At 61.8% G+C, this 15,078-nt stretch carries 12 protein-coding genes, 3 tRNA genes and 1 riboswitch; of the genes, 14 read left to right on the top strand and 1 reads right to left on the bottom strand.

Annotation, left to right across the window (positions count from 1 at the left end; all coding sequences use genetic code 11):
* Positions 1-234 precede the first annotated feature (234 nt).
* The 7 genes from AC1RMG_RS14180 to astE all read left to right on the top strand — a co-directional run bounded on the left by AC1RMG_RS14180 (position 235) and on the right by astE (position 8,027).
* Positions 235-1,455, top strand: a complete 1,221-nt coding sequence (locus tag AC1RMG_RS14180) for an aspartate aminotransferase family protein (protein ID WP_410036600.1) — start codon at positions 235-237, stop codon at positions 1,453-1,455.
* 133 nt (positions 1,456-1,588) lie between these two features.
* Positions 1,589-2,608, top strand: coding sequence for an arginine/ornithine succinyltransferase subunit alpha (gene aruF, locus AC1RMG_RS14175; protein WP_047337576.1), 1,020 nt, complete (start codon positions 1,589-1,591; stop codon positions 2,606-2,608).
* 84 nt (positions 2,609-2,692) lie between these two features.
* On the top strand, positions 2,693-3,718 hold the full coding sequence (gene astA / locus AC1RMG_RS14170; RefSeq protein WP_015636679.1) for an arginine N-succinyltransferase: 1,026 nt from the start codon (positions 2,693-2,695) through the stop codon (positions 3,716-3,718).
* A complete protein-coding gene (gene astD, locus AC1RMG_RS14165; protein WP_172621772.1) occupies positions 3,715-5,184 on the top strand; it encodes a succinylglutamate-semialdehyde dehydrogenase in 1,470 nt (489 codons plus the stop codon). Before astA ends, astD begins: the two co-directional genes overlap by 4 nt.
* 128 nt (positions 5,185-5,312) lie before the next feature.
* Positions 5,313-6,659: an N-succinylarginine dihydrolase gene (gene astB / locus AC1RMG_RS14160; RefSeq protein ID WP_011062767.1), complete on the top strand. Its 1,347-nt coding sequence runs from the start codon at positions 5,313-5,315 to the stop codon at positions 6,657-6,659.
* A 56-nt stretch (positions 6,660-6,715) separates the two neighbouring features.
* The gene (locus AC1RMG_RS14155; RefSeq protein WP_011062766.1) at positions 6,716-7,003 is read left to right on the top strand and encodes a hypothetical protein; all 288 of its coding nucleotides are present in this window, start codon (positions 6,716-6,718) and stop codon (positions 7,001-7,003) included.
* Between the two features lie 13 nt (positions 7,004-7,016).
* Entirely contained in the window at positions 7,017-8,027 is a 1,011-nt protein-coding gene (gene astE / locus AC1RMG_RS14150; protein WP_011062765.1) for a succinylglutamate desuccinylase, read from the top strand.
* A gap of 58 nt (positions 8,028-8,085) precedes the next feature.
* On the opposite strand, the gene AC1RMG_RS14145 is transcribed toward astE, so the two are convergent.
* Entirely contained in the window at positions 8,086-8,595 is a 510-nt protein-coding gene (locus AC1RMG_RS14145) for a 6,7-dimethyl-8-ribityllumazine synthase (protein ID WP_011062764.1), read from the bottom strand.
* Between the two features lie 121 nt (positions 8,596-8,716).
* Positions 8,717-8,887: riboswitch (FMN riboswitch) on the bottom strand.
* Positions 8,888-9,105: 218 nt separating this feature from the next.
* Between AC1RMG_RS14145 and ltaE the strand changes: the two genes are divergently transcribed.
* The 7 genes from ltaE (at position 9,106) to AC1RMG_RS14110 (ending at position 15,078) form a co-directional block, all read left to right on the top strand.
* Positions 9,106-10,110 carry a low-specificity L-threonine aldolase gene (gene ltaE, locus AC1RMG_RS14140; protein ID WP_011062763.1) on the top strand — a complete coding sequence of 335 codons (1,005 nt, stop codon included), beginning with the start codon at positions 9,106-9,108 and terminating at the stop codon, positions 10,108-10,110.
* Positions 10,111-10,256: 146 nt separating this feature from the next.
* Positions 10,257-12,881: an alanine--tRNA ligase gene (alaS, locus tag AC1RMG_RS14135; RefSeq protein ID WP_019093136.1), complete on the top strand. Its 2,625-nt coding sequence runs from the start codon at positions 10,257-10,259 to the stop codon at positions 12,879-12,881.
* 97 nt (positions 12,882-12,978) lie between these two features.
* The gene (locus tag AC1RMG_RS14130; RefSeq protein WP_011062761.1) at positions 12,979-14,220 is read left to right on the top strand and encodes an aspartate kinase; all 1,242 of its coding nucleotides are present in this window, start codon (positions 12,979-12,981) and stop codon (positions 14,218-14,220) included.
* A gap of 187 nt (positions 14,221-14,407) precedes the next feature.
* A complete protein-coding gene (gene csrA, locus AC1RMG_RS14125) occupies positions 14,408-14,596 on the top strand; it encodes a carbon storage regulator CsrA (protein ID WP_002554426.1) in 189 nt (62 codons plus the stop codon).
* Positions 14,597-14,658: 62 nt separating this feature from the next.
* A tRNA-Ser gene (locus tag AC1RMG_RS14120) sits at positions 14,659-14,749 on the top strand.
* A 107-nt stretch (positions 14,750-14,856) separates the two neighbouring features.
* A tRNA-Arg gene (locus tag AC1RMG_RS14115) sits at positions 14,857-14,933 on the top strand.
* Positions 14,934-15,005: 72 nt separating this feature from the next.
* Positions 15,006-15,078, top strand: a tRNA-Arg gene (locus AC1RMG_RS14110).

Raw genomic sequence — 15,078 nt, 5'->3', positions numbered from 1 at the left:
ACTACCTGGGTAATTACCTTGGGCAAATTGCCCGGCAAATCTGCCGCTGAGGCTGTGCGCAGTTTAAACTGCGCCTTTGCGACGCTATTTGTCGCATTGCCATAAACCCGCTTAAAACCTGGGTTGGCGCTATAAGAAGTTGTCGCTTGGCGACAAGGCCGGGCACAAAACTGTCCTTACAATCCCTCCATCGCTCGCCAGTTTCAGGCGGGTGTTCCTCTTCAGGAGACTCCGATGTCCGTTGAGCAAGCTCCGGTGCAACGCGCCGATTTCGACCAGGTGATGGTTCCCAACTACGCACCTGCGGCCTTCATTCCTGTGCGTGGCGCGGGGTCCCGAGTATGGGATCAGTCGGGTCGGGAACTGATCGACTTCGCCGGCGGCATCGCGGTCAACGTACTGGGCCACGCCCATCCGGCCCTGGTAGGCGCACTGACCGAGCAAGCGGGCAAGCTGTGGCATGTGTCCAACGTCTTCACCAACGAGCCGGCCCTGCGCCTGGCCCACAAGCTGATCGACGCCACCTTCGCCGAGCGCGTGTTCTTCTGCAACTCCGGCGCAGAAGCCAACGAGGCCGCCTTCAAGCTGGCCCGTCGCGTGGCTCACGATCGTTTCGGCGCCGAGAAGTACGAAATCATCGCGGCCCTGAACAGCTTCCACGGCCGTACCCTGTTCACCGTGAACGTGGGTGGCCAGTCCAAGTACTCCGATGGCTTCGGTCCGAAGATCACCGGCATCACCCATGTGCCGTACAACGATCTGGCCGCCCTGAAAGCCGCGGTTTCCGACAAGACCTGCGCCGTGGTGCTGGAGCCGATCCAGGGCGAGGGCGGCGTGCTGCCGGCCGAGCTGGCCTACCTGCAAGGCGCCCGCGAGCTGTGCGACCAGCACAACGCGCTGCTGGTGTTCGACGAAGTGCAGACCGGCATGGGCCGCAGCGGCGAGCTGTTCGCCTATCAGCATTACGGCGTGACCCCGGACATCCTCACCAGCGCCAAGAGCCTGGGTGGCGGTTTCCCGATCGCGGCGATGCTGACCACCGAAGCGCTGGCCAAGCACCTGGTAGTCGGCACCCACGGCACCACCTACGGCGGCAATCCGCTGGCATGTGCGGTGGCCGAGGCGGTGATCGACGTGATCAACACCCCACAGGTGCTCAATGGTGTGAAAGCCAAGCACGACCGCTTCAAGACCCGTCTGTTGCAGATCGGTGAGAAGTACGGCCTGTTCACTGAAGTCCGCGGCCTGGGCCTGTTGCTCGGCTGCGTGCTCAGCGATGCCTGGAAGGGCAAGGCCAAGGACGTGTTCAACGCGGCCGAGAAAGAAGGCCTGATGATCCTGCAAGCCGGCCCTGACGTGGTGCGCTTCGCGCCGAGCCTAGTGGTCGAGGATGCCGATATCGACCAGGGCCTGGACCGCTTCGAGCGCGCCGTGGCGAAATTGACTCAAGCCTGATTCAGGGCGGCGGTGCTTCTCGGCGCCGGCCTTTGCGGCCGGCGTCGAGCCTAATTCCTGTGCCGGGCTATCCCGGCATTTTTTTCCCTGAGTCGGACGGTTTCCGACCTGTTTTAGAGTAAGGAGTGACACCATGCTGGTGATGCGCCCCGCGCAAATGGCTGATCTGGGCGAGGTACAGCGTCTGGCTGCAGACAGCCCGATTGGTGTCACCTCCTTGCCGGATGATGTGGATCGCCTGAGCGACAAGATCGCCGCAAGCGAGGCTTCGTTCGCCGCTGAAGTGAGCTTCAACGGTGAAGAGAGCTACTTTTTCGTCCTGGAAGACACCGACAGCGGCAAGCTGGTGGGCTGCTCGGCGATTGTCGCCTCGGCCGGCTACTCCGAGCCGTTCTACAGCTTTCGCAACGAAACCTTCGTCCACGCTTCCCGCGAGCTGAAGATCCACAACAAGATCCACGTCCTGTCCCAGTGCCACGACCTCACCGGCAACAGCCTGCTGACCAGTTTCTACGTGGTCCCGGAGCTGGTGGGCTCGGCCTGGTCGGAGCTCAACTCCCGCGGCCGCCTGTTGTTCGTCGCCAGCCACCCGGAGCGCTTCGCCGATTCGGTGGTGACCGAGATCGTCGGCTACAGCGATGAGCATGGCGACTCGCCGTTCTGGGATGCCATCGGGCGCAACTTCTTCGACCTCAACTACGCCGAGGCCGAGCGCCTGTGCGGCCTGAAAAGCCGGACCTTCCTCGCCGAGCTGATGCCCCATTACCCGATCTACGTGCCGCTGCTGCCGGATGCGGCCCAGGAAGCCATGGGCCAGGTGCACCCGCGGGCACAGATCACCTTCGACATCCTGATGCGCGAAGGTTTTGAAACCGATCACTACATCGACATCTTCGACGGTGGCCCGACCTTGCATGCGCGGGTCTCGGGTATCCGCTCGATTGCCCAGAGCCGCGTGGTGCCGGTGAAGATCGGTGAAGCAACCAAGGGCGGCGGCCGTCAGTACCTGGTCTCCAACGGCCAGTTGCAGGATTACCGGGCGGTGTTGCTGGAGCTGGATTACGCCCCGGGCAAACCGGTGACCCTGGACCTGCAAGCCGCCGAAGCCCTGGGCGTCGGCGAAGGCGCCAGCGTGCGCCTGGTGGCGGTTTAACGCCTGCTTTCACTACCTGGAAAGCAAGCCTAGAAGCAGCGAGTTTCGCGCAGGCCGCCAGCGGCCTGCGTCTGAGGAGATAGCATGATCGTTCGTCCCGTACGCAGCAGCGATTTACCCGCGCTGATCGACCTGGCCCGCAGCACCGGCACTGGCCTCACCACTTTGCCGGCCAACGAAGAGCGCCTGACCCACCGGGTCGGCTGGGCGGAAAAGACCTTTCGCGGTGAAGCCGAGCGCGGCGATGCGGACTACCTGTTCGTGCTGGAAGACGACAACGGCCGGGTGGTGGGCATTTCCGCCATCGCCGGCGCCGTCGGCCTGCGCGAGCCCTGGTACAACTTCCGGGTCGGCCTGACGGTCAGCGCCTCCCAGGAGCTGAACATCTACCGCGAGATCCCCACGCTGTTCCTGGCCAATGACCTGACCGGCAACTCCGAGCTGTGCTCGCTGTTCCTGCATGCCGATTACCGCACCGGCCTCAACGGCCGCATGCTGGCCAAGGCGCGGATGCTGTTCATCGCCGAGTTCCCGCAGCTGTTCGGCAACAAGATCATTGCCGAGATGAGGGGCATGTCCGACGAGAATGGCCGCTCGCCGTTCTGGGAAAGCCTGGGCCGGCACTTCTTCAAGATGGAGTTCAGTCAGGCCGACTACCTGACCGGTGTCGGCAACAAGGCTTTCATCGCCGAGCTGATGCCCAAGTTCCCGCTCTATACCTGTTTCCTGTCCGAAGATGCGCGCAACGTCATCGCCAAGGTCCACACCGACACCGAGCCGGCGCTGGCCATGCTCAAGAGCGAAGGCTTCAGCTACCAGGGCTATGTCGACATCTTCGACGCCGGCCCGGCGGTGGAGTGCGAGACCAGCAAGATCCGCGCAGTGCGTGACAGCCAGGCGCTGGTGCTGGCCATCGGCACCCCGGGCGACGACGCCACGCCGTTCCTGATCCACAACCGCAAGCGCGAGGACTGCCGCATCACCGCGGCACCGGCGCGCTTTGCCGCCGGCACCCTGGTGGTCGATCCCCTGACCGCCAAGCGCCTGCAACTCAACGCCGGCGACCAGGTCCGCGCGGTTCCGCTGTCTGCTTCTCGGGAGTCGAAATAATGAGCACGCTGTACATTGCCGGCCAATGGCTGGCCGGTCAGGGCGAGGCCTTCACCTCGGTCAATCCGGTGACCCAGGCGGTCATCTGGTCGGGTAACGGTGCCACTGCCGCACAAGTGGAGAGCGCCGTGCAGGCTGCCCGCCAGGCGTTTCCGGCCTGGGCCAAGCGTTCCCTGGAAGAGCGCATCAGCGTGCTCGAAGCCTTTGCCGCCAGCCTGAAGAGCCGTGCCGACGAACTGGCCCGCTGCATTGGCGAGGAAACCGGCAAGCCGCTGTGGGAAGCTGCCACCGAAGTCACCAGCATGGTCAACAAGATCGCCATCTCGGTGCAGAGCTACCGCGAACGTACCGGCGAGAAGAGCGGCCCGCTGGGCGACGCCACCGCCGTGCTGCGGCACAAGCCCCACGGTGTGGTGGCGGTGTTCGGCCCCTACAACTTCCCTGGCCACCTGCCTAACGGGCACATCGTTCCCGCTTTGCTGGCCGGTAACAGCGTGCTGTTCAAACCCAGCGAGCTGACGCCGAAAGTCGCCGAGCTGACGGTGCAGTGCTGGATCGAAGCCGGCCTGCCGGCCGGTGTGCTGAACCTGCTGCAAGGCGCTCGGGAAACCGGCATCGCCCTGGCGGCCAATCCGGGTATCGATGGGTTGTTCTTCACCGGTTCCAGCCGTACCGGCAATCACCTGCACCAGCAGTTCGCCGGGCGCCCGGACAAGATCCTGGCCCTGGAAATGGGCGGCAACAACCCCCTGGTGGTGGAGCAGGTCGCCGACCTGGACGCTGCGGTGTACACCATCATCCAGTCGGCCTTTATCTCGGCTGGCCAGCGTTGCACCTGCGCGCGGCGCTTGCTGGTGCCGCAAGGCGCCTGGGGTGACACGTTGCTGGCGCGCCTGGTGGCGGTCAGCGCAACCATCGAGGTCGGCGCGTTTGACCAGCAGCCTGCGCCGTTCATGGGCTCGGTGATCTCCCTGGGCGCCGCCCGCGCACTGATGGATGCGCAGCAGCAGCTGTTGGCCAACGGCGCCGTAGCCTTGCTGGAAATGACCCAGCCCCAGGCCCAGGCCGCCTTGCTGACCCCGGGCATCCTGGACGTTAGCGCCGTGGCCGAGCGCCCTGATGAGGAGCTGTTCGGGCCGTTGCTGCAAGTGATCCGCTACGCTGATTTCGATGACGCGATCGCCGAGGCCAACAACACTCAGTACGGCCTGGCGGCCGGTCTGTTGTCGGACTCCGCCGAGCGCTACCAGCAGTTCTGGCTGGAAAGTCGAGCAGGTATCGTCAACTGGAACAAGCAGTTGACCGGCGCCGCCAGCAGCGCGCCATTCGGTGGCGTGGGGGCCTCGGGCAACCATCGGGCCAGTGCCTATTACGCGGCGGACTACTGCGCGTACCCGGTGGCTTCCCTGGAAACCCCGAGCCTGGTGCTGCCGAGCGCGTTGACGCCGGGTGTGCGCCTGTCCTGATTGGCGTGGCCTTTTCGCCGGCAAGCCGGCTCCTGCAGATCTGTGTAGGAGCCGGCGAACGAGCGCACCGCGTTCGCCATGTGTAGATATCGATTGCCTATAACAAACAGATTCGTGGAGCCTCGCTGATGAAATCCTATGAAGTCAATTTTGACGGGCTAGTGGGGCCGACCCATAACTACGGCGGCCTGTCCTACGGCAACGTTGCCTCCCAGAGCAACAGCCAGCAGGGCTCCAATCCCAGGGAAGCGGCGCTGCAAGGCCTGGCGAAAATGAAAGCGCTGATGGAAATGGGCTTTCAGCAAGGCGTGCTCGCCCCGCAAGAGCGCCCGGATGTGGCCGCCCTGCGCAACCTGGGTTTTGCCGGAACAGACGCCCAAGTCATCCAGCAGGCCGCCAAGCAGGCGATGCCATTGCTGGTCGCCAGTTGCTCGGCATCGAGCATGTGGGTGGCCAACGCCGCCACGGTCAGCCCCAGTGCCGACACCGCCGATGGCCGTGTGCACTTCACTGCCGCCAACCTCAACTGCAAATACCACCGCAGCATCGAGCACCCCACCACCAGCCGCGTGCTGGGGGCCATGTTCGCCGACCAGAAGCACTTCGCCCATCACGCGGCCCTGCCGGCGGTAGCGCAGTTCGGCGACGAAGGCGCCGCCAACCACACGCGCTTCTGCCGTGACTATGGGCAGGCCGGCGTGGAGTTCTTCGTCTTCGGTCGCAGTGCTTTCGATACTCGCTACCCGGCACCGCAGAAGTACCCGGCGCGCCAGACCCTGGAAGCTTCCCAGGCCGTCGCCAGGTTGCATGGCCTGAGCGAGGAAGGGGTGGTCTATGCCCAGCAGAACCCTTCGGTGATCGACCAGGGCGTGTTCCACAACGACGTGATCGCGGTGGGCAATGGCGAGGTGTTGTTCTATCACGAGGACGCCTTCCTCGAGACCGATAAGATGCTCGCCGAGTTGCAGGGCAAGCTGGGCAAGCGCGGCGGCAACTTCCAGTCGATCTGCGTGCCGCGTTCGCAGGTGACGGTGGAAGATGCCGTGCGCTCCTACCTGTTCAACAGCCAGTTGCTGTCACGCGCCGACGGCTCGATGCTGCTGATCGTGCCCGAGGAATGCCGCGGCAACGAGCGAGTCTGGCAGTACCTGCAAAGCCTCACCAGCTCTGGCGGGCTGATTCGTGAAGTGAAGGTCTTCGACCTCAAGCAGAGCATGCAGAACGGCGGTGGCCCGGCGTGCCTGCGCTTGCGCGTAGCGCTCAAGGAAACCGAGCTGGCGGCGGTCAATCCTGGGGTTATCATGACCGCGCCGTTGTACGACACCCTGACCCAATGGGTCGGCAAGCACTATCGCGACCGCCTGAGCGAAAGCGACCTGGCGGACCCGCAACTGCTGCTTGAGTGCCGGACGGCACTGGATGAACTGACGCAAATCCTTAAACTGGGCGCGGTTTATCCCTTCCAGATCAATTGAAAGCCAGCGCCCGGCGATCCCGGGCGCGCAGCTTTACCCCAGATGAGAACTGACCCATGAGCGATACCCTGCAGCTGATCCTTGAAGACACCGACGGCACTCAGCTGGAAACGTCCTGCACCCGTTTCGCCGTGCTGTGGCAGGGCAAGGAAGTGTGGATCCAGCAGGACGGCCGCGGCCAGCTGCTGATCGGCGTGGATGTGGAAGAAGGCGATGCGGAATACGCCAGCCTGCTGCTGCGCCCACTGGCGACCAACCTGGTCAGCCTGCAACTGGAAATGGAGCCGGCCGACGCCGGTGACGATGATCACGTGCACGGCCCTGACTGCGGCCACGCTCACTAAGGAAGTCCGCTCTATGCTCGCCCTCGGCAAACTGCTTGAACTGACCCTCGCCGGCCGTGAACCGGCGGAGAAGACTCAACTGACTGTCGACGGCGTGCGCATGCGCTGGCTGAGCGAGGGGGCTCTGGAAGTGCGGCCGCCCGAGGCTCGCGATAACGGCCTGGACCTGCTGCTGTCAGCGGGAATCCATGGCAACGAGACGGCTCCCATCGAGCTGCTCGACCGCTTGTTGCATGACATCGCCCGGGGCGATCTGAAGCCCCGCGCACGTATCCTGTTCCTGTTCGGCAACCCCGAGGCCATGCGCCGCGGCGAGCGTTTTGTCGAACAGGACGTCAACCGGCTGTTCAATGGCCGGCATGAATCGAGCAGTGGTTTCGAAGCCCTGCGCGCTTGTGAACTGGAGCGACTGGCGGCGAGCTTCTTCAGCCAGCCCGATCGCCAGCGCCTGCACTACGACCTGCACACGGCAATCCGCGGCTCGAAGATCGAGCAGTTTGCCCTGTACCCATGGAAGGACGGGCGTCAGCATTCACGCCGTGAGCTGGCCCGCCTGCGGGCTGCCGGTATGGAAGCGGTGCTGTTGCAGAACAAGCCCTCCATCGTCTTCAGTGCCTACACCTACGATCAGCTGGGGGCCGAGTCCTTCACCCTGGAGTTGGGCAAGGCACGGCCATTCGGGCAGAACCAGGGGGTCAATGTCGAACGCCTGGAAACCCGGCTCAAGCAGATCATCGACGGTAGCGAACCACCTGCGGAGCAGGACAGCCTCGACGGGTTGCAGTTGTTCAGCGTGGCTCGGGAAGTCATCAAGCACAGCGACAGCTTCCACCTGCATCTGCCGGCAGACATCGAGAACTTTTCCGAACTGGAAGTGGGTTACCTGCTGGCCGAGGATATCGCCCAGACCCGCTGGGTCATCGAGGAGACGGGGGCACGGATCATTTTTCCCAATCCCAAGGTGAAGAACGGCTTGCGCGCAGGGATTCTGATTGTGCCGGCCACGGCCGACGGCCTGGCCTGAGGTTCGCCGGCAAGCCGGGCCCCCGCAGGAGCCGGCTTGCCGGCGATACCGCTACCGCTTAAACCGCTACCGCACGCTGCTCGTTACGGCGCAGGGCGCGGACCTTCTGCAGGGTGTCGGCACAGGTTCTCGCCGCTTCCTGGCCTTTGTGCACGAAGTGCTCGAAGAAGAACTTCTGATGCTCTTCACCCGCATGGAAATGATGCGGGGTCAGCACCACCGAGAAGACCGGTACTTCGGTTTCCAGTTGCACCTGCATCAGGCCGCTGATGACCGACTGGGCGACGAACTCGTGACGGTAGATGCCACCGTCCACCACCAGGCCGGCAGCAACGATCCCGGTATAACGACCGGATTTGGCCAGCAGTTTGGCGTGCAGCGGGATTTCGAAGGCGCCGCCGACTTCGAAGAAGTCGATATCGGATTCCTGATAGCCCTGGGCGAGCATTTCAGTGACGAAGCCCTGACGGCTCTGATCGACGATTTCCTTGTGCCAGCAGGCCTGGATAAAGGCGACGCGCTCGTTGGGGTGGTGTTTGCTTTTGCTATCGATTGCAGTGGGTTGCATCTGTTCTGACTCCTGTTTGTGTGAAAAACAGGGCATATATGAATCGAATGGGATTTAAGGGTGCGCGCAGAACGGTCGTGGATTTCCCACGAACTGCCCGGCAACGGCCCTTTGGCGCCAATCCCGTTCTCTCTTCATCCGGACTATGACCGTCGGCCCCGGAATCACACCGGGTCTGCTGACCTTGTCGTCACCTGTGGCCAAGCCACCAGTCTCGCCAAGCGCTCGCGGGCTATGCGCATTGCACGCAATTACCGCCGGTGGGGAATTGCACCCCGCCCTGAGAACGTTTGCCCGCAATTTTTCGCGGGCGGTGAGTTTTTAACACAGATCCTCGCGAGACGCATCGCACCTTTTGGATAATTCTCATCGGATTTTTCAACGCCAGACTCAGGCTTTTCTACAGTTGTTGCTTGATTATTGCCGGCCATGGCCGCAGTTTCGTTTCGAAAGGGAGTTCCCCCTGTTCAAGAGCGGACCTTGCAGGTCCCACAGCCGAGGCCAGATGTGATGAGCGTGATCGATCTTCGTAGTGACACCGTGACCCAGCCGACCCCTGGCATGCTCGATGCCATGGCCAGTGCGCCCACCGGGGATGATGTGTACGGCGAAGATCCGACAGTCAATCGGTTGGAAGGTGAATTGGCGCGGCGCCTGGGTTTTGCTGCGGCGCTGTTCGTGCCCTCGGGCACCATGAGCAACCTGCTGGCCTTGATGGCTCACTGTGAGCGGGGCGACGAGTACATCGTCGGGCAACAGGCCCATACCTATAAATATGAAGGCGGGGGCGCGGCGGTACTCGGCTCTATCCAGCCCCAGCCACTGGAATTGCAGGCTGACGGTTCGCTGGACCTTGTCCAGGTGGCTGCGGCCATCAAGCCCGATGACTTTCATTTTGCCCGCACCCGCCTGCTGGCCCTGGAAAACACCATGCAGGGCAAGGTGCTGCCCTTGGCCTACCTGGCCCAGGCGCGGGCCTTTACCCGGGAACACGGGCTGGCCCTGCATCTGGATGGCGCGCGGCTGTACAACGCAGCGGTCAAGCTGGGGGTGGATGCACGGGTGATTGCCGAGCATTTCGATTCGGTGTCGGTGTGCCTGTCCAAAGGTCTAGGTGCGCCGGTGGGCTCGGTGCTGTGTGGCTCGGTGGAACTGATCGCCAAGGCCCGGCGCCTGCGCAAGATGGTCGGTGGCGGCATGCGCCAGGCAGGCGGTTTGGCGGCAGCGGGGCTGTATGCCCTGGACCATCAGGTACAGCGTCTGGCCGACGACCACGCCCATGCACAATTGCTGGCCGATGGCTTGCGGCGGGTGGGCTACAGTGTCGAGCCGGTGCAGACCAACATGGTGTATGTAGAGATGGGGGATCGGGCCGAGGCGCTCAAGGCGTTCGCCGCCGAGCGCGGGATCAAGCTCAGCGCCGCATCACGGTTGCGTCTGGTCACTCATCTGGACGTCAGCGCCGGGCAAATCGAGCACGTGCTGAGCACTTTTGCCGAGTTTTCCCGTAACTGACAGTGTTCTCCGTCCAATTGACTGTTTGTATCGTACAAACACGCTGTACCTAGTGATTAACGCCGATATAATGCGGCCCTTTGCCGTCGTTTCGTCTGTTGACGTTGCGCACAGGCCTTTGGCCGCAGTCTCCGTGGAAGAACCTAATGAAAAGCGCAGAAATCCGTGAAGCCTTCCTCCGCTTCTTCGAAGAGCAAGGCCACACCCGTGTAGCCTCCAGCTCCTTGATCCCAGGCAACGACCCCACCCTGCTGTTCACCAACGCGGGGATGAACCAGTTCAAGGATTGCTTCCTGGGGCAGGAAAAGCGCGCCTATACCCGCGCTGTCAGCAGCCAGAAGTGCGTCCGCGCCGGCGGCAAGCACAACGACCTGGAAAACGTCGGTTACACCGCTCGTCACCACACCTTCTTCGAAATGCTGGGCAACTTCAGCTTCGGTGACTACTTCAAGCGTGATGCGATCACCTTCGCCTGGACCTTCCTGACCTCCGACAAGTGGCTCAACCTGCCCAAGGAAAAGCTCTGGGTCACGGTGTATGCCACCGACGACGAGGCCTACGACATCTGGACCAAGGAAGTCGGCGTACCCGCCGAGCGCATGGTGCGTATCGGCGACAACAAGGGTGCGCCTTACGCGTCCGACAACTTCTGGACCATGGGCGATACCGGCCCGTGCGGCCCTTGCACCGAGATTTTCTACGATCACGGCGCCGATATCTGGGGCGGCCCGCCCGGCTCGCCGGAAGAGGACGGCGACCGTTACATCGAAATCTGGAACAACGTGTTCATGCAGTTCAACCGCACCGCCGATGGCGTGTTGCACCCGCTGCCCGCGCCGTCGGTGGACACCGGCATGGGCCTGGAGCGGATCAGCGCGGTGCTGCAGCACGTGCACTCGAACTATGAGATCGACCTGTTCCAGAGCTTGCTGGATGCGGCAGCCAAGGCCATCGGCTGCACCAACGATGCCCAGGCTTCGCTAAAAGTGGTGGCGGACCATATTCGTTCCTGCGGCTTCCTGATTGCCGACGGCGTACTGCCGTCCAACGAAGGCCGTGGCTATGTGCTGCGCCGGATCATTCGCCGCGCTTGCCGTCACGGCAACAAACTGGGCGCCAAGGGCAGCTTCTTCTATCAGATCGTTGCCGCCCTGGTTGCCGAGATGGGCGAAGCCTTCCCGGAGCTGAAGTCCCAGCAGGCGCACATCGAGCGTGTGCTCAAAGCCGAAGAAGAGCAGTTCGCCAAGACCCTGGAGCAGGGCTTGAAGATCCTCGAGCAGGACCTGGCCGAGCTCAAGGGCTCGGTGGTGCCGGGCGACGTGGTGTTCAAGCTGTACGACACCTACGGTTTCCCGATGGACCTGACTGGCGATATCGCCCGCGAGCGCAACCTGACTCTCGACGAGGAAGGCTTCGAGCGCGAAATGGAAGCCCAGCGTGTGCGTGCCCGCTCCGCCAGTTCTTTCGGCATGGACTACAACAGCCTGGTCAAGGTCGACGTGGCCACCGAGTTCACCGGTTACCACGCCACCAGCGGTTCGGCGAAAGTGGTTGCTCTTTATAAGGAAGGGCAATCGGTCGACGTGCTGAGCGAAGGCGAAGAGGGTGTGGTGGTTCTTGACCAGACCCCGTTCTATGCCGAATCCGGCGGCCAGATCGGTGACTGCGGTTATCTTCAGGCTGGCAACGCGCGTTTCGACGTGCGCGACACCACCAAGACCGGCGGCGCCTTCCTGCACCATGGCGTGCTGGCCAAGGGTAGCCTGACTGTTGGTGCGCCGGTTGAAACCCAGGTCGACGCGCAAGTGCGCCACGCGACCTCGCTGAACCACTCGGCCACCCACTTGCTGCACGCTGCGCTGCGCCAGGTATTGGGCGAACACGTACAGCAGAAGGGCTCGCTGGTGGACAGCCAGCGCCTGCGTTTCGACTTCAGCCACTTCGAGGCGATCAAGCCCGAGCAGATCAAGGCGCTGGAGGACATCGTCAACGCCGAGATTCGCAAGAACACCCCGGTGGAAACCGAAGAAACTGATATCGATACCGCCAAGAAGAAGGGCGCCATGGCGCTGTTCGGCGAGAAGTACGGCGACAGCGTGCGCGTACTGAGCATGGGCGGCGACTTCTCGGTAGAACTGTGTGGCGGTATCCACGCCAACCGTACCGGCGATATCGGCTTGCTGAAAATCACCAGCGAAGGCGGTGTGGCTTCCGGCGTGCGTCGTATCGAGGCAGTGACTGGTGCTGCGGCCCTGGCGTACCTGAATGCGGCGGAAGAACAACTCAAGGAAGCGGCGACCCTGGTCAAGGGCAGCCGCGACAACCTGATCGACAAGCTGTCGGCAGTGCTGGAACGCAACCGCTTGCTGGAGAAGCAACTCGAGCAGTTGCAGGCCAAGGCTGCAAGCGCCGCGGGCGATGATCTGTCCGCTCAGGCGGCAGACGTCAAGGGCGTGAAAGTGCTGGCTGCGCGTCTTGACGGCCAGGACGGCAAGGCGCTGCTGGCGCTGGTGGATCAGTTGAAAAACAAACTCGGCCGCGCAGTGATCCTGCTCGGCAGTGTCCATGAGGAAAAGGTCGTACTGGTTGCCGGTGTAACCAAGGACCTGACTGGCCAACTCAAAGCCGGTGATTTGATGAAGCAAGCCGCTGCGGCAGTGGGCGGGAAGGGCGGTGGTCGTCCAGACATGGCGCAGGGCGGCGGTGTTGATGCCGCTGCACTGGATGCCGCGCTGGCCCTGACCGTGCCATTTGTCGAGCAGGGTATTTAAGGCGCCGAGCCGGGCCCGTCGTCTAGTGGCGGGTCCTTGCGCTGTGCAGTTTGATTGTTTAACGGGCGCCCCTTTACGGGCTGAGGCGGCTTAGAAAATGGCTTTGATCGTACAGAAATTTGGAGGCACTTCGGTCGGCTCTGTCGAGCGGATCGAGCAGGTCGCCGACAAGGTGAAGAAGTTCCGCGAAGCCGGCGATGACCTGGTGATCGTGCTGTCGGCGATGAGTGGCGAAACCAACCGCCTGATCGATCTGGCCAAGCAGATCAGTGGCGAAGCCAAACCGGTTCCCCGTGAGCTGGATGTGATCGTCTCCACCGGCGAGCAAGTGACTATCGCGTTGCTGGCCATGGCGTTGATCAAGCGCGGTGTTCCGGCGGTGTCCTATACCGGTAACCAGGTGCGAATCCTCACCGACAGCGCTCACAATAAAGCGCGAATCCTGCAGATTGATGATCAGAAGATTCGTGGCGATCTGAAAGCCGGTCGTGTTGTAGTGGTTGCTGGTTTCCAGGGCGTTGACGAGCACGGCAACATCACCACCCTGGGTCGTGGTGGTTCCGACACCACCGGTGTGGCGCTGGCGGCAGCTCTGAAGGCCGATGAGTGCCAGATCTATACCGATGTCGACGGCGTCTACACCACCGATCCGCGGGTTGTGCCCAAGGCTCAGCGCCTGGACAAGATCACCTTCGAAGAGATGCTGGAAATGGCCAGTCTCGGTTCCAAGGTGCTGCAGATCCGTGCGGTCGAGTTTGCTGGCAAGTACAACGTTCCGCTGCGCGTTCTGCACAGCTTTCAGGAGGGTCCGGGCACCCTCATTACTATTGATGAAGAGGAATCCATGGAACAGCCGATCATTTCCGGCATCGCTTTCAACCGCGATGAAGCCAAGCTGACTATCCGTGGCGTGCCAGACAATCCTGGCGTGGCCTTCAAGATCCTTGGCCCGATCAGCGCGGCGAACATTGAAGTCGACATGATCGTGCAGAACGTTTCGCACGATAACACCACCGACTTCACCTTCACCGTGCACCGCAATGACTACCTGGCGGCCCAGACCGTGCTGGAAAACACCGCACGTGAAATCGGTGCCCGCGAAGTGGTAGGCGACACAGACATTGCCAAGGTATCGATCGTTGGTGTTGGCATGCGCTCCCACGCGGGCGTTGCCAGCCGCATGTTCGAGGCCCTGGCTAAAGAGAGCATCAACATCCAGATGATCTCCACTTCTGAAATCAAGGTTTCGGTGGTGATCGAGGAGAAGTACCTGGAGTTGGCGGTACGTGCGCTGCACACCGCTTTCGAGCTCGACGCTCCGGCCCGACAGGGCGAGTGATGCGTGTTTGAAAGGGCGCGGTCTGACCGCGCCCTTTGTGTTTTTGATCGGCACGGGAGAAAACTGTTCTTTTGCCCGTGCTAGTCAATACTTAGGCGTGTAGGACTGCAGCCGACCCGGTTGTAGGCCAACACCCTTTTTTTTGCAGACTGTAGTCCCTGAAAATGTAATGCGTGAGGAGAAAGGTATGCTGATTCTGACTCGTCGGTGCGCAGAAAGCCTGATCATTGGTGATGGCGAGATCACTGTGACCGTGCTCGGCGTCAAAGGTAATCAAGTGCGTATTGGTGTCAACGCCCCCAAAGAAGTGGCGGTTCACCGTGAGGAAATTTACCTGCGGATTAAGAAAGAGAAGGACGAAGAACCAAGCCATTAATTTTTATCGTTTTTTTTGTTTGCAAACGGGGAGAAAGCTGGTTAATATACGCCCCGTGTTGCGGAGAGCTGGCCGAGTGGCCGAAGGCGCTCCCCTGCTAAGGGAGTACACCTCAAAAGGGTGTCGGGGGTTCGAATCCCCCGTTCTCCGCCATTATTTGCTTAGTACGTTGTAATCTGGCTTCTTCTGTAAGTTGTTGAAATTACTAGAAAAAGTGCTTTACAAAAAGATTTAACGGCCTATAATGCGCGGCAACAAATGCACTCGTAGCTCAGCTGGATAGAGTACTCGGCTACGAACCGAGCGGTCACAGGTTCGAATCCTGTCGAGTGCACCATTTAAGAGTTAGTTACAGTTATGTAGTTAACTTGGCTTCAACCAGTTGTGGTCTGGTCTAAAAACACAAAATGCACTCGTAGCTCAGCTGGATAGAGTACTCGGCTACGAACCGAGCGGTCACAGGTTCGAATCCTGTCGAGTGC

It is taken from the genome of Pseudomonas sp. GW822-FHT04H02, from assembly GCF_058800645.1.
This window is presented reverse-complemented; position numbering and strand designations above follow the sequence as displayed.